The following is a 21,304-nucleotide window of genomic DNA, read 5'->3' as shown; positions in this document are numbered from 1 at the left end:
GCGGCCGCCGAGCGTCAGCGCGCCGACCGATTCGCGTTTACCATAACCTGATTGCGCGATTTGCGATGCGGCGTCGCCGCCGATTGCGGGACCGGCCGCGCCGGGCGATATCCTTAGCCATGAGCCAGACCTGGACCTATCAGACCGCCCCCTCCCTCGACGACTTCGCCCGCCTGGCCGAAGAGGCCTTCGCCGCCCTGCCCGATCTGTTCCGTCAGGCGGCCGGGGACGTCGTCATCCGCATCGACGACTTCGCCGACGAAGAAATCCTGCGCGACCTTGAGATCGAGGATCCGTTCGAGCTGACCGGCCTGTATTCCGGCGTCCACATCGGCGAGCGAGACGCCATGGGTCCGGCGCCGGAGCCTTCGCGCGTCTTCCTGTATCGCCGCCCGATCCTCGATGAATGGTGCGAGCGCGGCGACGTCGGCCTGTCCGAGATCATCGCCCATGTCCTGATCCACGAGATCGGCCACCACCTGGGCCTGGACGACGATCAGATCCACGCCATCGAAGACGATGATGACTGAGCCGCTGCTGCGCATCGAAAACGCCAGCGTGGTGCGCGGCGAGCGACGCATTCTGGATGATGTCAGCCTGACCATTGCGGCGGGCGACCACACGGCGATCCTGGGGCGCAACGGCTCGGGCAAGTCGACGCTGGTCAAGCTGATCCTGCACCAGCTCTATCCCGTGCACGGCGCGCGGGTCGAGGTGTTCGGCCAGAGTCCGTGGGACGTCTTCTCCCTGCGCCGCCGTCTCGGCTTCGTCTCGCCCGCCGCCCAGTCGGACCTGACCGGCGAGGACGCGCTGGAGGTGATGGACGCGGTCGTCTCAGGCTTCTTCGCCTCGCGCGGGGTCTGGCGGCGCGAAACGATCACGCCCGCCATGCGCGACGCCGCCGCCGAGGCCCTGCACCGCATGGGGGTCGAGCATCTGATCGGCCGTTCAATGGCCACCCTGTCCTCCGGCGAGGCGCGGCGGGTGCTGATCGCCCGCGCACTGGCTCATCAGCCCGACGCCATCCTGCTGGACGAGCCATGCGGCGGGCTGGACCCGGCGACGCGCCGCCTGTTCCTCGACAGCCTCAGGCCGCTGGCGCAGAGCGGCGCCACCCTGATCCTGGTGACCCACCACATCGAGGAGATCCTGCCCGAGATCGGCCGCGTCATCATGATGAAGGACGGCCGCGTCGCCCGCGACGGCGCCAAGCGCGACATGCTGACCGACGCCGCCCTGACCGACCTGTTCGGCCTGCCGATGACGGTCTCCGGCCGCGACGGCTGGTTCGGCCTTCAGCTCAGTTAGGCGATCCGCTCCAGCCTGGCCGCGAAGAAGCCGTCCAGACCGCCTTTCTCCGCCCATTGCGAGGGCAGCAGGCGCAGCCAGCCTTCCGGGGTCAGGGCCTCGTCCGGGGCGCCGACCTCGGCAGGAACGGCGGCGACGGTGCGGAAGGCCGGGTTGCGACGCAGGAAGGCGATCACCTGCGTCTCGCCCTCTTCGCGCTCCAGCGAACAGACGCAATAGACCAGACGGCCGCCCGGCTTCACCTTCTCGGCGGCGGCGTCCAGCAGGCGGTGCTGCACGTCGGCCAGCTTGGCCACATCGGCGGGGCGGGTGGCGCGCAGCACCTCGGGGTTGCGGCGATAGGTGCCGGTCGCCGTGCACGGCGCGTCCAGCAGGACAGCGTCGAAGGTGCGGTCGTCGTCCCAGTCCTCGGCCGGGACGGCGACCACCTCGGCCGTGAGGTTCATGCGCTCGAAGTTCTGGCGCAGGCGTTTCAGGCGCGCCTCGGACCGGTCCAGGGCTGTCACCTCGGCCCCGGCGGCGGCCAGCTGCAGCGTCTTGCCGCCCGGCGCGGCGCACAGGTCCAGCGCCGTCTCGCCCGCCTTGACCGCCAGCAGGCGGGCGGGCACGGCGGCTGCCGCGTCCTGCACCCACCAGTCGCCGGCCTCAAAGCCGGGCCATGAGGCGACATCGCCGCGCTTGCCGGTGCGGACCGTGCCGCCGGGCAAGGCCTCGCCGTCGACTGAGGCCGCCAATTCGGCGGGATCGACGCCCGGTTTGGCCGTGAGGTCGGTGGCGGGTTCCTCGCGCGTCGCCAGGGCCAGACCGATCAGGGCCGCCTCGCCATAGGTGGCTTTCCAGCGCTGGGCCAGCCAGTCGGGCAGGTTGGCTTCCGCCGTCGTCAGGCCGGGACCGTCGCGGCCGACGCCGCGCAGCACGGCGTTGACCAGATTCTTGTAGGGCCGCGTCTTGGGGTCGCGCTCGGCCAGCTTCACCGCCGTCGACACCGCGGCGAAGGCGGGCGTCTCCAGCACCAGGGTCTGGGCCAGGGCGATGCGCAATATGGTCATAACCGCCAGCGGCGGCGCCTTCTGCAGGCGACGCTCAAGGATCTGGTCGATCTCGCCCAGACGGCGCAGGGCCGCCATCGCCACGGCGCGGGCGAAGGCCCGATCCTGCGGCGGAAGATCGCGCGCGGGCGACTGCGACAGTGCCTCGTCCAGACCGGTGCGCTTCTCCAGCGCCGCGTTCAGCAGCAGGCCGGCGACCAGCCGCGCTTCGACGCCGATGTCGGCGTGGGGGTCGTCAGCGACCGGACGCGGCGCGGGTTCACGACGCGGACCGCGCGCCTTTTCGGCGATGCGGCGACCGCGCGCGGCGGAGCTTTTGCCCTTAGGCGTCCCCCCGCTCACACCGACACCTGGGTGCCAAGCTCGACCACGCGGCCGGGCGGAATGCGGAAGAAGTCGGTCGGATTGGCGGCGTTACGCATCAGGAAGATAAACAGCTTGTCCTGCCAAAGAGGCATGCCCTGCCGGGCGGTGGGAACGACGGAGCGGCGCCCCAGGAAGAAGCTGGTCGACATGATGTCGAACTTCAGCCCCTGCTTGCGACACAGGCCAAGCGCGCGCGGCACGTTCGGCGTCTCCATATAGCCGAAGGTCAAGGTAAGGCGCTTGAAATCATCGCTGATCGGCTCGACCGCCACCCTTTGCAGGTCCGGCACGCGCGGCCGGTCGGACGTATGCACCGTCAGGATGATGTTCTTCTCGTGCAGCACCTTGTTATGCTTGAGGTTGTGCATCAGGGCCACCGGCGCGACATCGGCGTCCGAGGTCAGGAAGATGGCCGTGCCCGGCGCGCGGTGCGGCGGACGGGCGCGCAACATCTCGATCAGATCGGTCAGCGGCAGGCTGTCCTTGCGCGTCTTGTCGGTCAGGATCTGGGTGCCGCGCACCCAGGTCCACATCAGCATGACCAGACCGCCGCCCAGCACCAGCGGCATCCACGCCCCTGCCGGGATCTTGAGCAGGTTGGAGGTCAGGAAGACCGCGTCGATGAATCCGAACGGCACCAGGGTCAGCAGCACCGCCCACATCGGCCACTTCCATTTGTGGCGCACGACGGTGAAGGACATCAGGGTGTTGACCATCATGGTCCCGGTCACCGCCACCCCATAGGCCGCCGTCAGATTGTGCGACGACTGGAAGGTCACAAGCACGAACAGCACCCCGACCATCAACAGGCTGTTGATCGCAGGCACATAGATCTGGCCCGCCTGCGTCTCGGAGGTGTTGCGGATGTCCAGTCGCGGCAGCAGGCCCAGCTGGACCGCCTGCTGCGTCACCGAGAAGGCGCCGGTGATGACCGCCTGGCTGGCGATCACCGTGGCCGCCGTCGCCAGCAGCAGCATGGGCCAGTAGACCAGCTGCGGCACCATGTTCCAGAAGGGATTGTTGGCCGCGCCGGGGTGCGACAGCAGGAAGGCGCCCTGCCCCAGATAGTTCAGCGTCAGGCAGGGCAGGACGATGAACAGCCAGCCCCGACGGATTGGCGACTTGCCGAAATGGCCCATGTCCGCATACAGCGCCTCGGCTCCGGTGACGGCCAGAAAGACGCTGCCCAGGATGACGAAGCCCAGGAAGCCGTCGGCGATCAGCAGCTTGATCCCGTAATAGGGCGACAGGGCCTTCAGGATCGACAGGTCGTCGAAGATGTGCGCCACGCCCATCACGCCCAGCGACAGGAACCAGACAAGCGTGATGGGGCCAAAGAATTTGGCCAGTCCGGCCGTGCCGCGCGACTGGACCATGAACAGCGCGATCAGTATGCTCGCCGCCAACGGCACGATGAAGGGATCGAGGCGGCCGTTCAGGCCCGGCGCCTCCTGCAGACCCTCGATGGCCGACAGGACGGAAATGGCCGGGGTGATGACGCCGTCGCTGTAGAACAGGGCTGCGCCGCAGACCCCCAGAATGAACAGCCAGGCGCTGCGTCGACCGATGGCGTGCTGGGCCAGGGCCATCAGCGACAGGGTGCCGCCCTCTCCCTTGTTGTCGGCCCGCATCAGGAACATGACGTATTTGAACGTCACCACCACCATCAGCGCCCAGAAGGCCAGCGACACCACGCCGATGACGGCCAGGTCGCCTTCGACGCCCTTCTGGGCGTGGCCGATGGCCTCGCGCAGGGCGTAGATGGGGCTGGTGCCGATGTCGCCGAAAACCACGCCGATGGCGCCCAGGATCAGGGCGCGGCGGCCGGTCTTGCCGCCAGTCCCCGGCGAGCCCCCCGAGGCGGGAGGCTGGGCGTTAGCGGCGGAAGAGGCGTTGGCGGTTGGCGCGGCGTCGCCGCGGGGCGTGTCCCCGACCATGCAATGTTCTCCGGGTCGCGCGAGGAGGCGTGCCCATCAAGAGCCGCGGGCCTTTAGACCTTTTCCGTCAGCGGTTCAATCGCGCCCCGGTTCCGGCCGCGCGGCCGATGACAGGATGCTGCGGTCGTCCTTGGCCTGAAGCAGGATCACCACGCCTTCATCGGCGCCCGCCTCGACAGGCAGGGGAAACAACACCGGTCGTCCATTCCAGTCGCCCAGCCGCCGCACCTCGCGCACGACATTGACGTGGGTCACCGCGCGGCCCCGGTTGTCGCCGCCCTTGACCTCGACCGTCTGCTGACCGGGCCGATAGACCACGGCGACGACCTCCGCCCCGCCCTGCGGCGCCCGGCCCGAGCCGACGCCGACGCGGTCGCCGGTCTCGCGGAACTCGATCTCGGGCGGCCAGCCGCGACCCCGCGCCTCGGCCTCGACGGCGGCCTTCAGCTCAGGCGAACGGGCGCCCGAGACATGACGGCGCCCGTCGATCACCACCTGCGGCGTCGAGACGTTCCGCAGCCTCAAAGCTTGGCGATAGGCGCGCTGGCGCTCGGCGAACTCGGGCCGGGCGAAGGTGTCGGGCCAGCCCAGATAGTCCCAATAGTCGACGCCGTAGGTCAGGACGATCACACCCGGCTCAGTCGCCACGGTCTCGACCGTGCGGTTGGCGTCGGGACAGCCCGAGCAGCCCTGGGCGGTGAACAGTTCGACCACCACCGGCTGGACCGTGGCGGCACGCTCACGCGACGGCGCGGCGGCGACGGCCAGCAGGCCTGCGCCCGCGATCGCCGTCGCCGCTATCCCGTATCTGAACAGGCCCCGTGCCATCATGGCGGCGATCCTATCCCTTCGCCGCAAAGGCGTCGCTCATAAATGCGTGAGCGGCGTCACACGCCTTCGACCCGCCTTCGCGCTCAAGCAGGCCGAAGGCCGTTAGCGCACTAAAAAGCCCTTTAATCCATCAGTTGTTGGGCTAGGTAGACATAGTGGCGCGCCCAGCGGCGAGCGTTGGCGACCGGATCGGCGTCGTTGGAGTGTCCGCCCGCCGTATCCTCGAAATAGAGGTGGTCGTGGCCCTGATCGCCCAGACGCGCCGCGAACTTGCGGGCATGGCCGGGGTGGACCCGGTCGTCGCGCGTGTTGGTCGTGATGTAGACGCGCGGGTATTTCACCTCGGGCCGCAACTGCTGATAGGCCGAATAGCGGGCGATGAATTCGGCGTCGCCCGGAATGCGCGGATCGCCGTACTCGCCCATCCACGACGCGCCCGCCGGCAGCTCCTGATAGCGCAGCATGTCGATCAGCGGGCTTTCGATCACCGCCGCATTGAACAGCTCCGGGTGCTGGGTGATGGACACGCTGGTCAGCACCCCGCCGTTGGACCGCCCATAGATGCCCAGGTGGCGCGGGCTGGTGATGCGGCGCTGCTCCAGATCGCGGGCCACGGCGGCGAAGTCGTCAAAGGCGCGCTGACGGTTTTCGCGCAGGGCCGCCTGGTGCCATTGTGGGCCGAACTCGCCGCCGCCGCGGATGTTGGCCTGAACGAAGACGCCGCCGTTCTCCAGCCACAGCTTGCCCATCTCGGGCTTGTAGGCGGGCGGGAAGCTGGCCTGGAAGCCGCCGTAACCGAACAGGATGGTCGGGCCGGTTCCGTCCATCGCCAGGTTCTTCGGCCGGGTGACGAAATAGGGAATCCTGGTCCCATCGGTCGAGGTCGCCTCGAACTGCTCGACCACATGGGTTGAGGCGTCGAACTTGGCCGGCGCCGACTTGAGCTCGGTCGGGGCGCCGGTCGAGACGTCCGCCAGGCTGAGGGTCGGCGGGGTCAGGAAGCCCTGCGTCGAGACGAAGACCTGCCCCTTGGCCTTGGAGCTGTCGCCCAGACCCACGGCGCTGTTGGCCGGAACGGCGATGTCAGTCGCGGTCCAACCGTCGGCGGTTCGCGTAAACCGCTTCAACGTACCGACGACGTTGTCGGCGATCACAGCGACGATGCTGTCCGGGAAAACCCGAACGCTCTGCAGCGACTGGCGCGGGCCGGGGGCGAAGATAGTCGCCATCTTCGCGTCGATGCGGATACTCTGACGCACGTCGCCCAGCACGCCCATCGGCAGGGCGACCAGCGAACCGGCGGCATAGTCCTGACCGTCGAAGCTCCACGCCTGTTCGGGCGAGAAGATCAACTGGCCGCCCAGCACGCCCTCTACGCCCACGCGCTCGGGCAGGGCCAGTTGATACGGCTTGCCGTCGGGCCCCAGCGCCCAGATCTCTGAGCGGAAGGTGTCCAGCGGGCGGCTGAACAGCACGGCTTCGACCGCTCCCGCCTTGTCGCGGAACACCATCGGCGAGACGCCGTATCCGCCGTCCCCCTGCTGGCCGCGATAGACCTCGGTCGCGTGTTCCAGCGGATGGCCGCGCTTCAGCGACTTGATGATGAAGGGATAGCCCGACTCCGTCAGGCTGCCGGGGCCGAAGTCGGTGGCGATCAGCAGGGTGTCGCGGTCCAGCCAGCTGATGCGGTGCTTGCCTTCGGGGATGACGAAGCCGCCGTCCACGAAGGTCTTGGTCGTCAGGTCGAACTCGCGCACCGTCACGGCGTCCATGCCCCCGTTCGACAGATTGACCAGGCAGCGGGTCTCGTCCGGCGCCAGGCAGTTGGCGCCCTTGAACACCCAGTCCTTGCCTTCCGCCTTGGCCAGGGCGTCGATGTCCAGCAGGGTCTCCCACTGCGGCTGGGCGGTGCGATAGGAGTCCAGCGTCGTGCGGCGCCAGACGCCCTTGGGATTGGCGGCGTCCTGCCAGAAGTTGCCGAGCCCTTCGCCCAGGAAGCTGACGCCGGGGATGCGGTCGGTGGCCGTCAGGATGGCTTCGGCCTGCTGGCGGAACGGCTCATAGCGGCGGTCGCCGGTCAGGGCGGCCAGGGCCTTTTCATTGGAGGCGGCGACAAAGGCGCGGGCCTCGGCGCCGTCCACCTCTTCCAGCGCCAGGTGGTCGTCAGCGGCCTTGACCCCCTCGGGCGACAGGTCGCGCGGGAAGTGCGGCGGCGGGGTCATGGCCGAGGCGGCCGTGGGGTCAGCGGGCGCGCCGTTCGCCAGCGCGGGCGCCGCGGCCAGCATCATCACGGGCAGGGCAGCTGACAGGAACAGGGTTTTCACAATCTCTTCTCCGTTCATCCCCGCGGAGGCGGGGACCCAGTGCTTTGGCCCCAAGAGCCGCCTTCAAAATTTCCGCTCACAGCCCCAGGTCGAGCGCGAGGCTCAAACCTGGGTCCCTGCCTCCGCGGGAATGAGCGGGCATGGTTTTACCGCTGCGCCGGCTGATCCATCAGCCTGCGGGTCAGGTAGGTGTATTCCAACGCGATGCGGCGGGCCGTCTCGCGCAGATTGGCGCCCGCCGCGTGGCCGCCGTCGGTGTTTTCATAGAAGAGCACCGGATAGCCCAGCGCTTCCATCCGCGCCGCCGCCTTGCGGGCGTGGCCGGGATGGACGCGGTCGTCCTTGGTCGAGGTGTGGATGAAGACTTCCGGATAGGGCTGACCCGCCGCCAGCTTCTGATACGGCGAATATTGTTCGATCCAGGCGCGCTGTTCCGGGATGTCCGGGTCGCCGTATTCGCCGATCCAGGAGGCGCCCGCCAGCAGCTTGTGGAAACGCAGCATGTCGAACAGCGGCACCTGGATGACCGCCGCGTTGATCAGGTCCGGGCGCTGGGTCAGCATGGCGCCCATGAACAGCCCGCCCTGCGAGCCGCCCATCACGCCCAGGTGCGGCTGGCTGGTGATCCCGCGCGTGATCAGGTCCTGGGCCACCGCCTGGAAGTCCTCATGCGCGCGCTGGCGATTTTCCTGCTGGGCCGCCTGGTGCCATTTGGGACCGAACTCGCCGCCGCCGCGCGTATTGGCGATGACGTAGACGCCGCCCCGCTCCAGCCACAGCTTGCCCACCGTCGGCGAATAGCCGGGCAGCAGCGACGACTGGAAACCGCCATAGCCGTACAGCAGCGTCGGGTTCGACCCGTCCATCGCCATCGCGTCCTTATGGACAACGAAATAGGGGATCATCGTCCCGTCGGTCGAACGGGCCTCGAACTGATCCACGCGCATGCCGCTGGCGTCGAACTTGTCCGGCAGGGCCTTGGTCAGATCGACGGCCCCGGTCGCCGCATCGGCCAGATAGAGGCTGGACGGGTTCAGATAGCCGGTGACGCTGACGAAGATCTTGTCGTCCTGCTCCGAAGCCGAGCCGACCCCGACCGAGACGTTCTGCGGCAGGTCCAGACGGGTGCGGCTCCAGTCGGCCGGATCGTAGACATAGACCGAGCCGCGCACGTTTTCATAAAGGGCCACGACCAGCTTGTTGCGGGTGGCGTTGATCCCCTCGACCGCCTCGCGCTCGCCGGGGCGGATGACCAGACGGGCGGGCGCCTTCGGATCGGCCAGCCACGCCTGCAGGTCCCAGGCGATGACGTCGCCGGTCTTGAACTGCTGGCCCGACGGCGCGGTCCAGTCCTGGTCCGTCGTCACCACCAACTGGCCTGCGACCAGGGCGTTGATGTTGGACTTGAGCGGCAGCTCCAGCTTGGTGGTCGAGCCGTCGGCGTTCAGGCGCCAGGTCTCGCTCTCATAGAAGTTGATCCCCCGGTTCAGCAGCACCGCCTGCACCACGCCGTCGGCGTCGCGCAGGGTGTAGCCGGACACCGAGACGTCGGTCTTCTGACCGGCGAAGACCTCGACCGCCTGGTCGATCGTCTGGCCGCGCTTCAGCAGCCGCACGGTGCGCGGATAGCCCGAGTCCGTCAGCGAGCCTTCGCCGAAGTCGCGCGCGATCAGCAGGGTGTCCTTGTCGATCCAGCTGGCGCCGCCCTTGGATTCCGGCAGGCTGAAGCCGCCCCCCTCGCCTGGAGCGACGAAGGTGCGGGTCACGCTGTCGAACTCGCGCAGGGTCACCGCATCCTTGCCGCCGTTGGACAGGTTTATCAGGCAGTAGCGTTCCTCGGGGGCCAAGCAGGTCGCGCCCTTATAGACCCAGTTGGCGCCCTCGGCCGCCGACAGGGCGTCGAAGTCCAGGATGGTCTCCCACTGCGGCGTATCGGAGCGATAGCTGTCCAGCGTCGTGCGGCGCCAGACGCCGCGCACATGCTCGGCGTCCTGCCAGAAGTTGTCGATGTGGCCATCGTGGGTGAAGCCGGGCGAAGGGATGCGGTCGCGCGACTGCACCAGCTCCAGCGCCTGCTGATGCAGCGCTTCATAGCGCGGGTCGCCCTGCAGCACGCCCAGCGAGGTTTCATTATGCGCCTTGACCCAGTCCATGGCGCGCTCGCCCTCGACCTCCTCCAGCCACAGATAGGGATCGGTCGCGTCGCTGGTCGCGAAGCCCGGCGCGGCAGAGGCGACGCTGGTGGAAACGGAAGCTTGGGCCATGGCGACGGGTGCGGCTCCGGCAGCAAGGGAAAGGACGGCGACGGACGCCAGGGTGCGGATGATCATGGGTGTCCCCCAACGGACGAATGTTTCGACCGGCACCTTGGCGACGGCGGCGACGGGGAGCAAGCGTCAGTCGTCCTATCGACCCGTAATCTTTGGCCGCAGGGCCGAACTCAGTCGCCGTCGTCCGGGATGCACAGGATCTGACCGCAGGCCTTGCAGTGGACGGCGTCCGGATCATGCTTCTGCAGGCCGCAGGTCGGACAGGGAAACTTCACCTTGTGCGGCCGCAGCAGGGTCTGGGCCAGGCGGATGAACAGGGTGATGCCTACCAGCATGACGACGATGGAGATCACCCGGCCCCAGTTGCCCGGCAGGGTGATGTCGCCGAACCCCGTCGTCGTCAGGGTGGCGACGGTGAAATAAAGCGCGTCCAGATAGCCGTTGATGTGCTCGGCCTTGCCCCGGAAATAGGCGTAGACGAAGCCGGTCACGACAAAGACGAAGGTGATCAGGGCGGCCAGGGCGCGGGTGATTTCCTCGACGCGGGTGTCGTCGAACCGGCGGCCGATGGTGCGCCAGAACAGGTCGCTGTTCAGCAGACTCCAGAACCGCAGCAGGCGCAGGAAGCCGAAGTTGGCGAGCCAGGCCGGAAACAGCAGGGTCGCCAGCACGAACAGATCGACCCAGACGATCGGCTTCTTCAGCCAGTCGCGGATATCGGAATAGGCATAGGCGCGCGCCGCCAGGTCCAGTCCCAGGATGGCGGCGATGAAATAGTCGGCGACATAGAAGACCCAGCCCGCCTCCTTCAGGATCGGCGCGGCCAGAAAGAAGCCGATGATGATCAGATCGACCAGAATGACCATCAGGCGGAACTTCACCGCCGCCGGCTGGGCGCCGTGATAGAGGTAACGCAGGCGCGCCCTCAGCCTCAGGCCGTCGGGTCTGGCGGTTTGGCTCTGATCGGAAGTCATCGCCGTCAGCGATACATGAACCGGCGCAAAATCCTATATGAAGGGCATCATGAGTGAACCCGCCCGCCCCTACATCCGCATGAACGGCGCCGGAAACGCCTTCATTGTCGTTCAGGCCTTCGAGCAACCCTTCCACCCGACAGCGGATCAGGTGCGCGCCCTGGCCGACCCCGCGGCGGGCCTGGGCGGCTTCGACCAGCTGATCGGCATCGAACCGTCCGAGACGGCCGACGCCTTCATGCGGGTGTGGAACGCCGACGGCTCGATGGTCGAAACCTGCGGCAACGCCCTGCGCTGCGTCGGCTGGCTGATGCTGGAGGCGACCGACAAGGAAGAGGTGTTGATCGACACCCTCAGCGGGCCGACCACCGCGCGCCGCGCTTCTCCCCTATCAGGCCGCGTCGGATCGGGAGATCCCGCAGGGTCGACGAGCGCGGCCATTCACGAAGTCGCGGTGGATATGGGCGCCCCCCGTCTGGATTGGGATCAGGTGCCCCTGTCCGAAGAGATGGACACGCGCGGGATCGAGCTTCAGGTCGGACCGATCGACGCACCCGTGCTGCACACGCCCGGCGCCGTTTCGATGGGCAATCCCCACGTCGTCTTCTTCACCGATCGCCAGGACGACGCCTTCGTGCGCGGCTCCGGCTCGCTGGTCGAGCACCACCCGCTGTTCCCCGAAGGGGTCAATGTCGGCTTCGCCCATGTCCTGTCGCCCGATCACATTCGGTTGCGGGTCTGGGAGCGCGGGGCGGGCCTGACCCTGGCATGCGGCACCGGCGCCTGCGCCGCCCTGGTGGCGGCCGCGCGTCGCGGCCTGACCGGGCGAAAGGCCGCTGTGACGGTCGATGGCGGCGAACTGACCATCGCCTGGGACGAGGCGACGAACCACGTCTTCATGACCGGCCCGGTGCAGATCGAAGGCACGGGAACCTTCCCGGCGGCCTGACCAGGGCCGCCTGACCCAGCGTCAACGGTTGTCGGCGAAGGTTCCAGGTTCTAGGAACGAAATGCGCCTGCCCTTCCCGAGATAGAAATGCCCGAATTGACCGACAAACAGACCTTCTCTGACGACGACGCTCTGGAGTTCCACAGCGATCCGATCCCGGGCAAGATCTCCATGGCCCCGACCAAGCCGATGGCGACCCAGCGCGACCTGTCGCTGGCCTATTCGCCGGGCGTCGCCGTGCCGGTCCTGGCCATCGCCGAGGATGCGGACAAGGCTTACGACTACACCGCCAAGGGCAATCTGGTCGCCGTCATCTCGAACGGCACCGCCATCCTGGGCCTGGGCAATCTGGGCCATATGGCCTCCAAGCCGGTGATGGAAGGCAAGTCGGTCCTGTTCAAACGCTTCGCTGATGTCGACAGCTTCGACGTCGAGGTGAAGACCACCGACCCGGACGAGTTCGTCACCGTGGTCAAGAACATCGGCGACACCTGGGGCGGCATCAATCTGGAGGACATCAAGTCCCCCGAATGCTTCGAGATCGAAGCCCAGCTGCAGGACCTGCTGGACATTCCCGTCTTCCACGACGACCAGCACGGCACCGCCATCATCTCGACCGCCGGCCTGATCAACGCCTGCCACATCGTCGGCAAGAAGCTGGAGGACATCAAGGTCGTCCTGTCCGGCGCCGGGGCCGCGGGCCTGTCGTCGATCGCCCTGATGAAGGCCGCCGGCGTAAAGGCCGAGAACACCACCATCTGCGACCGTCAGGGCGTCATCTACAAGGGCCGCGACAACGTCTCCCAATGGCAGGCGGCGCACGCCACCGACACCCCGCACCGCACCCTGGCCGACGCCATGGTCGGCGCCGACGTCGTGCTGGGCCTGTCGGCCAAGGGCGCGATCACCAAGGAGATGGTCGCCTCCATGGCGCCCAATCCGATCATCTTCGCCATGGCCAATCCGGACCCTGAAATCACGCCCGAAGACGTCAAATCCGTGCGTTCGGACGCCATCATGGCGACGGGCCGTTCGGACTACGTCAACCAGATCAACAACGTCCTGGCCTTCCCCTATCTGTTCCGGGGCGCGCTGGACGTGCGTGCGCGCCAGATCAACCACGAGATGAAGATCGCCTGCGCTCACGCCCTGGCGGCGCTGGCGCGCGAGGACGTGCCGGACGAGGTCGCCGCCGCCTATCGCGGCCGCAAGCTGAAGTTCGGCCCGGAATACATCATCCCGACGCCGTTCGATCCGCGCCTGATCTGGTACATCCCGCCCTTCATCGCCCAGACGGCGATGGACTCCGGCGTGGCGCGCAAGCCGATCAAGGACATGGACGCCTATCGCATCAGCCTGCGCCAGCGCGTCGATCCGTCCGCCGCCCTGATGCAGAAGATCCAGGCCAGCGTGCGCTCGGGTCCGAAGCAGCGCGTCGTCTTCGCCGAGGGCGAGGAGCAGTCGGTCATCCGCGCCGCCTGGGCCTTCAAACAGGCCGAACTGGGCACGCCCATCCTGGTCGGCCGCGAAGAGCTGATCCGTCAGAACGCCGCCGAGGCCGGTCTGAGCTTCGATGAGCTGGGCATTCAGATCATGAACGCCCGGATTTCCGAGCGGAACACCGACTACGTCGACTGGCTCTACGCGCGCCTGCAACGTCGCGGCTATCTGCGTCGCGACGTTCAGCGCATGATCAATCAGGACCGCAACTACTTCGCCGCCGCCATGGTCGCGCGCGGCGAGGCGGACTGCATGGTCACCGGCGTGACCCGCAACTTCAACATGGCCCTGAAGGAGGTCCGCCGCGTCCTGGACGTCAAGGACCGGATGATCGGCCTGTCGATCCTTTTGGCCAAGGGGCGCACCCTGTTCGTGGCCGACACCTCGATCCACGAACTGCCTGACGCGGCCGAACTGGCCGAGATCGCGGTCAAGGCCGCCGCCACGGTCAAGACCCTCGGCCGCAAGCCGCGCGTCGCCTTCCTCAGCTACTCCACCTTCGGCGATCCGCCGGGCAACCGCGGCGAGAAGGTGCGCGAGGCCATCCGCATCCTGGACGGCATGGATGTCGATTTCGAATATGAAGGCGAAATGCCGCCGGCCCTGGCGCTGAACTCCGAGGCGCGGGCCAACTATCCCTTCATGCGCCTGACCGGCGACGCCAACGTCCTGGTCATGCCGGCCATCCACTCGGCCGCCATCTCGACCCGCCTGGTTCAGGCGCTGGGGGGCGCCACGGTGATCGGCCCGCTGCTGGTCGGTCTGGAGAAGTCGGTGCAGATCGTGCCCCTGGGCGCCTCGGTCGGCGAGATCATGACCGCCGCCACCTTCGCCGCCTACGCCGAAGGGGTGGAAATCGAGGACTGACCCCTCGCCATCGCGACGTCATTCAGAGGCGGCCTTCGGGCCGCCTCTTTGCGTTAGGCGCCTGAAGGCTCGTCTTGCGACGCCGCCTTCTTCTGCTCAGCGATCAGGCGCGCATGGCGGGGCGCGACGTAGAAGGCCAGCACGATGGCGAACACGCCGATGACCGTCGAATACAGGAAGAAGGTGACATAGCCTGCCCCCAGGCCAGCCGGGGACACTCCGCTCTTGGCCGCGCCTGCGACGAGGGATTCCGGCGGCAGGGCGTGAAACAGACCCTTCAGCGCCCCCAGCGGCCCCCCGGCGTCAGCCGCCCGCGCCGAGGCCTCGACGATCTTGCCGGATTGGGACGCGATCAGCTTGCCCGGCAGTGCGTACAGCGAGCTGAACAGGGCGTACTGGGTCGCGGTGAAGCCGATCGACGTGAGGCTGGACATGTAGGCGATCAGCGCCGTCCCGGCGTAGCCGGTGGCTAGATTGTCCACGCCGATAGAGACGAACAGGGCGGTCAGGTCATGCCCCTGGGTCGCCAGCCAGGCAAAGACCAGATTCGACACCGGGCTCATGAAGGCGCCGACCACCATGGTCCGGATCAAGCCGAAACGAGCGACGGACCAGCCGCCGATGAAGACACCCAGCGACATTGCGACGACGCCGAACAGTTTCCGCACTTCGCCGATCTCGATCAGGCTGAACCCCAGGTCGATGTAGAAGGGGTTCATGATATTCAGCACGAAGTCCGCCAGGCGATAGAGGCAGATCAGCGCCAGGATCGGCCCGGCCAGCTTGCCGAACCGGACGAAGAAATCCTTCAGCGGCGCGCCGAACGACCCCGCCAGATAGGCGCCTGGACGACTACGCCATCCCGGCACCGGGGCGCAGGCGAAGAACAGCAGGCCGAAGCCCAGCACGATCCATGCGAACTGGATCAATACGCCGCCTCCCCCGCTTTCGGCCAAACCTGCGCTCAAGGCGCCAAGCGCGGCTTCGGGCAGGACCGCGCCGAAGGCCCAGGCGAAGGCGTCGATCTTGTCGGTCAGGCCCGTGCCGATCAGCACCGCGGCGACGAAGATCAGGCCGATACGCAGCACCCATTCAATCTTCTCCGCCACAGGGCGCGAGGGGATATCGGACACGGGAATGGCGCGCACGACGTGTTGCTTCTCGCGCGGGGCCAGCAGGACGCCCATCACCCCCACCCCCATCAGGGCGGCCATGATCGCGTAGGACAGGTTCCAGTTGTAGAACTGCGCCAGGGCCAGGGGCACGAAGCCGGCGACGATCTGGGCCACGCGATAGCCCAGCTGATAGGCGGCCGCCATTGCGCCCTGACGGCTGTCATCCACCGCCTCGATACGCCAGGCGTCGATGGCGATGTCCTGGGTCGCGCCAAAGAAGCCCACCATGACAGCAAAGGCCGCTACGGCGCCCAAGGACGTCTGCGGATTGGAGCCGGAGATCAGCCACAGACCGGCGATGATCACCACCTGCGTCGCCAGCATCCAGGACCGCCGATGCCCCAGCCAGCGCGTCAGGCCGGGAATATTGGTGCGATCCAGCAGCGGCGCCCAGACGAATTTCAAGGCATAGGTCAGGGTGGCAAGGGCGAAGAAGCCGATCATCTCCAGCGTCACGCCCGCGTCGCGCAGCCAGGCCGACAGGGTGTCATAGATCAGCAGGTTCGGCAGTCCCGCCGCGAACCCCAGCAGCAGCATCGCCATCGGCCGCCGCTCGCCATAGACAGCCAGCCCCCCGAAACGTCGGGAAGGAGCAGCGGGCGTCTTGGTATCGGTCATGCGTGGCTCCGGCGGGCGCCGCCGGGCGATACGGACGACGGACTACTGGCAGATCGGAAAGCCGCGACCTTGGCGCGGTTGGCGGCGTTCGTCCAGCGGGCCAGAGCGACACGCAGGGCGTCCGCCTCCAGCGGCTTGGACAGGTGGTCGTCCATGCCCGCCGCCAGGCAGGCGACGCGATCTTCGGCGAAGGCGTTGGCGGTCAGGGCGATGATCGGCGTCTGATCCCCTCGCGCGCGTAGAACGCGCGCAGCGCCAGGCCCATCCAGACGCGGCATCCGCATGTCCATGAAGACCAGGTCGAAGCGCGCCGCCTTCATCGCCTCCAGCGCTTCCTGGCCGTCGGCGGCCGTCTGGACCACGCAACCCTCGCGGCGCAACAGGATCTTGGCCAACAGGGCGCCCACCGGATTGTCCTCGACCAGCAGGACCCGCACCCCCTTGAAAGCGACATGGGCCACGCGGTCGTCATCGCCGGATCGAACGGGCGGAGCCGTGACGCCCCGACGCGGCGCAAGCGCTCCCAGCACCTGCTCGGCGAGAGAAGTCCGGCGCAACGGCTTGATCAGATAGCCGCAGAAACCCGCCGTGCGATAACGGCTGATCAGATCGCGCTCGCTCGGACGCAGCAGGATGATGGACTGGCCCTGAGCAGATCTGGTCGCCAGCGCGCCGTCGTCGGCGCCCGCATGATCGACCAGAGTCACCGCGGCCTGACGCGCCACCCGACCGCCGGACGCCTCGATCTGATCGGCTGCGGCGCGGCGCACGAAGGGATCCGGCGTGCGGATGGCCACCGCCAGCCGATCCAGCGGACGAGCGCGCGCCGGGGCGTCGGGCGCGATGGGGAAGGCGGCCTCAAAGCGAAAACGGGCGCCGGACCCTTCAGGCCGATCTTCGACGACGACGGTTCCTTCCATGGCGCGGGCCAGGCGCCGCACCACCGCCAGGCCCAGACCGGCGCCGTCGAAGCGCGCGGCGTCGGAGGCGTCGGCGTGGCCGAACTCATCGAAGATGCGGCTGCGCGCCGCTTCGGGCACGCCCGGCCCGGTGTCGTCGACGATGAAGGCCAGACGCACAGGCGCGCCGTCCCGCTGTTCCCCTACCGCCTCGACCGCCAGGCGCACCCCGCCCCGGTCGGTGAACTTCACGGCGTTTCCAGCCAGGTTGAACAGGATCTGGCGCAGGCGCCCCTCGTCGGCGACGATGTCGGCAGCATCGGCGGCCACCGACCAGACGATCTCCAGCCCCTTGTCGTGTGCGCGCGGGCTGAGCAGTTCGGCCACGCCCCGAACCAGGCCTTCCAGATCGACGGGCGCCGGATCGAACTCCAGCGCTTCGGCCTCAAGCCGGGCGTAATCCAACAGGTCGTTGACAAGGCCCAACAGATGTTCGGCCGACTTCTGCGCCGCCTCGGCATAGGCGCGCTGCGCCCCATCCAGACGCGTGCGCGACAACAGACCCAGCATGCCGATCACCCCGTTCAGGGGCGTGCGCATCTCATGGCTCATCAGCCGCAGGAACTGCTGCTCGGGCGAAGCGCCGTCGGCAGGCGCCCCGGATGACGGTTCGGGTCCGCCGGACATGGCGGGAAGAAGCGCGTTCTGCGACGGTTTGCGGCGGGTCTGTCCCATAAGGCCACGCTAGGCCTCCTGGGGTTAATTCAACACGAACGGCCTCGGCCCGTCTGCGCCTTCCTTCACGGGAAACAAGCCGCGTCGGCTGACCTGACGGTCGAAATCCTCATGAGCGCCGACGGTGCTGCGTCGGTACATCAGGGCCTCGGCCACATGGCGGCGCAGCACCCCGTCCACGCCGTCCAGATCGGCGATGGTGCGGGCCAGACGCAGGGTGCGGGTCCAGCCTCGCGCCGTCAACCCGCCAGCCTCCCCCGCCTTCATCAGCAGGGCGCGACCGGCCTGATCCGGCGCAGCGAAACGCTCCAGAGCCTCGCCCGACGCCCGGGCGTTGAGCGCTTGCATCCCCGTCAGCCCGACCTCGGCCTGGCGGGCCTCCTGCATCTGCATGGCGGCGAAGACCCGGGCGGCGGCTTCGGCCGTACCCTCGGCCGGAGGCGGCAGGATCATATCGGCGGCCGTGACCGGCGGCGTCTCGACCGTCAGGTCGATGCGGTCGAACATCGGTCCGGAGATGCGGTTCTGATAGTCCCTTTGACAGCGCGGAGCCTTGCCGCAGGCGCCTCTGCCCGGTCCGCCCACGCCGCAGCGGCAAGGGTTCATCGCCGCCACCAGCTGGAAGCGCGCCGGATAGCGCACATGGGCGTTGGCCCGCGCCACCACGATCTCGCCGGTCTCCAGCGGTTGACGCAGGCTGTCGAGCGCCTGGGCCGAATATTCCGGCAGTTCGTCAAGGAACAGGACGCCATTGTGCGCCAGCGACGCCTCGCCCGGCTTGGCCTTATGGCCGCCCCCCGTCAGGGCGGCCATCGACGCCGAATGATGCGGCGCTCGGAACGGCCGCTCGCGCGTCAGGGCGCCGCGCTCTATCAGCCCCGCCACCGACCAGACCATCGAGGTCTCCAGCCGCTCCAGCGGCGTCAGCGGCGGCAACAGGCCCGGCAGGCGCGCCGCCATCATCGACTTGCCCGAACCCGGCGGACCCACGAACAGCAGATTGTGCCCCCCGGCGGCGGCGATCTCCAGCGCCCGCTTGGCGCCCTCCTGTCCCTTGACCTCGCGCAGGTCGGGCACGACGCCCCCCTCCACCACAGGCCCCGGCTGGGGCGGGCGCAGCACCTGAGTCCCGCGAAAATGATTGATCAGGCCGATGAGGGACCGCGGCGCCAGCAGCCGCACATCCCCCGCCCAGGCCGCCTCCGGCCCGTTCGCCTCGGGACAGATCAGACCCAGCCCCATGCCGTTCACCGCCATCGCGGCGGGCAGGGTTCCGCCGACGCCTGCGATCCGACCGTCCAGACCTAATTCTCCGACTGCCGCCCAGCCGTCCAGCGCGTCCGGCCCGATCACCCCCATCGAAGCCAGCACGGCTAGGGCGATGGGCAGGTCGAAATGGCTGCCCTCCTTGGGCAGGTCGGCAGGAGCCAGATTGGCGATCACCTTCTTGGCGGGCAGAGCCAGGCCGATGCCGGCGAAGGCGCCGCGCACCCGTTCGCGGCTTTCGGCCACCGCCTTATCCGGCAGGCCGACGATGGCGAAAGCCCCGGCGGGCGAGCCGACCTGCTGCACCTCGACATCGACCCGGCGCGCCTCGACGCCGTCGAACGCCACCGTCACCACCCGCGCGACCATCGTGTTCTCTCCCTCAGCAAAGAGAACAAATCACGAACTCATGCAGACTGCAAGAGCGTCGTTCGATCAGGATTGCAGGTCGGCCTCGGGCGCCAGTGTATGGATGACCTGGCCCTGGGCGTTCAGGAACTGGATGGCGCCGAAGCCTTCTTCGGTCACCGTCAGGCGCAGGCGCGGCTGATCGTTCCGGTCCGACAGCTCCACCGCCGGCGCGCCGTCGGCGGCCAGCGACAGACGCATCCGCGTAGGCGTCTCAACGCCGGGAACCAGCGCCCCGCCCAGTCCTGGCTCGCGCACCAGCGGCGGCGCCTGGTTGAAGACGAAGCTGATCGAGCCGTCCGGCGACACCCGCCAGCCGACCGCATCCATCGCCGGATGATCCAGCGCCAGAACGGCCATGCCCCCCTCGATGTCGGCGGTGCCGAAGCCGCCGCGCTCGCTGCCCTTGTCGTCGTAAAGGATCAGACCAGCGACGTTGAAGGCGCGCTTGTACTGGACGCCGTCGATGATCGGCGGCGGGGTCGCCCCCGACAGGGTCATGCGGATGGTCCCGTCGGCGTCGACGATGTCGATGCGCCGTGCGGTGATGCGGTCGTGATCGGGCGTTTCGACCCGCGTCTGCGGCGTGCGGGTCTCGATGATCCGCTCCAGCACCTCCAGCGACGGACGTTTCGGCGCGGCGATTTCCTGCGCCGTCGCCGGGCCGGCGATCACCAGCGCCAAGGCGGCGAAGCCGACAGTCTTGATGAGTGCGGTCATAGGCTCTCCTCCCCTAAGGCTCAGCAGCGTCAGGCGGCCGCCGCCTTCCTCTGCTCGATAACCGCCCACATCCGCTCGGTGGCGTCGATCCCGGCGAAGTTGAGCAGTTGCTGGGCGCCGGTGGGCGAGGTCACGTTGATCTCGGTCAGATAGTCGCCGATCACGTCGATGCCGACGAAGATCAGACCCCGCTCCTTCAGATAGGGGCCGATGGCGGCGCAGATCTCCAGGTCGCGCGGCGTCAGTTCGACCGGCGCCGCCGTGCCGCCGACGCGCAGGTTGGAGCGCACCTGATCCTTGGCCGGAATGCGGTTAATGGCGCCGACCGGCTCGCCGTCGACCAGGATGATGCGCTTGTCGCCCGCCGAGACGGCCGGGATGAATTTCTGGATCACCAGAGGATCGCGCGACCCGGCGGCGTGAATCTCGATCAGGGCTTCAAGGTTCGGATCGTCCGCCTTCAGCCGCACAACGCCCGAGCCGGCCGCGCCATGCAGGGGCTTCAGCACCACATCGCCATGACGGCGGTGGAAGTCGACCAGAGCCTCGGGATCGGACGACACCAGGGTCGGGGGCTGCAGGCCGGGAAACAGGGTGGCGATCAACTTCTCGGGCGCCGAGCGCACCTCGGCCGGATCATTGACCACCAGGGTCCTGGGATGAACCCGCTCCAGCAGATAGGTGGCGGTGACATAGGCCATGTCGAAAGGCGGGTCCTGGCGCATCAGGATGACATCCACGTCTTCAGCCAGATCCAGCCGCTGCTCGGGGCCGAAATCGGCATGATCGCCCTGCTTGCGCTGCACCGTCACCGGACGGGCGCGGCAGAACAGGCGGCCGTCCTCCAAGGCCAGGGTGCGGAAGTCATAGACCCACAGCTTGTGGCCGCGCGCCTGCCCGGTCAGGGCCATCAGGAAGGTGGTGTCCGACTCGACATTGACCGCCTCGAGCGGGTCCATCTGGATGGCGACCTTGAGCATGGGGAGTCCTTCTTGGTGGGCGCTATCGCTCGCGCCGCGGGCGCTCGCTGCTTGAGCTGATTTTAGTGGCGCTAACGTTCGCCCCGCGGGCGCGCGTTGCTTGAGCTGATTTTAGTGGCGCTAACGTT

The 21,304-nt window shown here is 68.0% G+C and carries 15 protein-coding genes; 4 read left to right on the top strand and 11 right to left on the bottom strand.

The window, feature by feature from the left end:
* The first annotated feature begins 119 nt into the window (after window positions 1-119).
* Together H556_RS0110745 and H556_RS0110740 are read left to right on the top strand one after the other, a co-directional pair.
* Window positions 120-530 (top strand): metallopeptidase family protein, encoded by a 411-nt coding sequence (locus H556_RS0110745; RefSeq protein WP_024354428.1) that lies wholly within the window; start codon window positions 120-122, stop codon window positions 528-530.
* Window positions 520-1,308 carry an ABC transporter ATP-binding protein gene (locus H556_RS0110740; RefSeq protein WP_245559466.1) on the top strand — a complete coding sequence of 263 codons (789 nt, stop codon included), beginning with the start codon at window positions 520-522 and terminating at the stop codon, window positions 1,306-1,308. The genes H556_RS0110745 and H556_RS0110740 overlap by 11 nt, the downstream gene beginning before the upstream one ends.
* Here H556_RS0110740 and H556_RS0110735 read toward each other — a convergent pair.
* The 6 genes from H556_RS0110735 to H556_RS0110710 form a co-directional block, all read right to left on the bottom strand.
* Window positions 1,305-2,699 (bottom strand): RsmB/NOP family class I SAM-dependent RNA methyltransferase, encoded by a 1,395-nt coding sequence (locus tag H556_RS0110735; RefSeq protein WP_024354426.1) that lies wholly within the window; start codon window positions 2,697-2,699, stop codon window positions 1,305-1,307. The two genes, H556_RS0110740 and H556_RS0110735, sit on opposite strands and share 4 nt — an antisense overlap.
* Window positions 2,696-4,660: a potassium transporter Kup gene (locus H556_RS0110730; protein WP_024354425.1), complete on the bottom strand. Its 1,965-nt coding sequence runs from the start codon at window positions 4,658-4,660 to the stop codon at window positions 2,696-2,698. Before H556_RS0110730 ends, H556_RS0110735 begins: the two co-directional genes overlap by 4 nt.
* 75 nt (window positions 4,661-4,735) lie before the next feature.
* On the bottom strand, window positions 4,736-5,491 hold the full coding sequence (locus H556_RS0110725; protein WP_024354424.1) for a DUF1223 domain-containing protein: 756 nt from the start codon (window positions 5,489-5,491) through the stop codon (window positions 4,736-4,738).
* A gap of 122 nt (window positions 5,492-5,613) precedes the next feature.
* Window positions 5,614-7,833: a prolyl oligopeptidase family serine peptidase gene (locus H556_RS0110720; protein WP_051130262.1), complete on the bottom strand. Its 2,220-nt coding sequence runs from the start codon at window positions 7,831-7,833 to the stop codon at window positions 5,614-5,616.
* 128 nt (window positions 7,834-7,961) lie between these two features.
* Window positions 7,962-10,145 (bottom strand): prolyl oligopeptidase family serine peptidase, encoded by a 2,184-nt coding sequence (locus H556_RS0110715; protein ID WP_024354422.1) that lies wholly within the window; start codon window positions 10,143-10,145, stop codon window positions 7,962-7,964.
* Window positions 10,146-10,255: 110 nt separating this feature from the next.
* Entirely contained in the window at window positions 10,256-11,059 is an 804-nt protein-coding gene (locus tag H556_RS0110710) for a potassium channel family protein (RefSeq protein WP_024354421.1), read from the bottom strand.
* Window positions 11,060-11,108: 49 nt separating this feature from the next.
* On the opposite strand from H556_RS0110710, the gene dapF reads away from it, so the two are divergent.
* Together dapF and H556_RS0110700 are read left to right on the top strand one after the other, a co-directional pair.
* Window positions 11,109-12,008, top strand: a complete 900-nt coding sequence (gene dapF, locus H556_RS0110705; RefSeq protein ID WP_024354420.1) for a diaminopimelate epimerase — start codon at window positions 11,109-11,111, stop codon at window positions 12,006-12,008.
* 87 nt (window positions 12,009-12,095) lie between these two features.
* A complete protein-coding gene (locus H556_RS0110700; protein WP_024354419.1) occupies window positions 12,096-14,375 on the top strand; it encodes an NADP-dependent malic enzyme in 2,280 nt (759 codons plus the stop codon).
* 53 nt (window positions 14,376-14,428) lie between these two features.
* Here the strand turns inward: H556_RS0110700 and H556_RS0110695 are convergent, their stop codons facing one another.
* From H556_RS0110695 to gshB, 5 genes are all read right to left on the bottom strand, one after another.
* Complete coding sequence (locus H556_RS0110695) at window positions 14,429-16,168, bottom strand: AmpG family muropeptide MFS transporter (protein WP_024354418.1); 1,740 nt, start codon at window positions 16,166-16,168, stop codon at window positions 14,429-14,431.
* On the bottom strand, window positions 16,165-17,754 hold the full coding sequence (locus tag H556_RS0110690) for a response regulator (protein WP_024354417.1): 1,590 nt from the start codon (window positions 17,752-17,754) through the stop codon (window positions 16,165-16,167). The genes H556_RS0110695 and H556_RS0110690 overlap by 4 nt, the downstream gene beginning before the upstream one ends.
* Before the next feature lie 72 nt (window positions 17,755-17,826).
* Complete coding sequence (locus H556_RS0110685) at window positions 17,827-19,437, bottom strand: YifB family Mg chelatase-like AAA ATPase (protein WP_024354416.1); 1,611 nt, start codon at window positions 19,435-19,437, stop codon at window positions 17,827-17,829.
* Window positions 19,438-19,503: 66 nt separating this feature from the next.
* Window positions 19,504-20,196 (bottom strand): hypothetical protein, encoded by a 693-nt coding sequence (locus H556_RS0110680; protein ID WP_024354415.1) that lies wholly within the window; start codon window positions 20,194-20,196, stop codon window positions 19,504-19,506.
* Between the two features lie 29 nt (window positions 20,197-20,225).
* Entirely contained in the window at window positions 20,226-21,176 is a 951-nt protein-coding gene (gene gshB / locus H556_RS0110675) for a glutathione synthase (protein ID WP_024354414.1), read from the bottom strand.
* Window positions 21,177-21,304: the final 128 nt, after the last annotated feature.

The organism is Brevundimonas naejangsanensis DSM 23858, from assembly GCF_000421705.1.
GTDB lineage: Bacteria > Pseudomonadota > Alphaproteobacteria > Caulobacterales > Caulobacteraceae > Brevundimonas > Brevundimonas naejangsanensis.
Note: the sequence above shows the minus strand (reverse complement) of the source record. Positions and strands in the feature narration are given on the sequence as shown.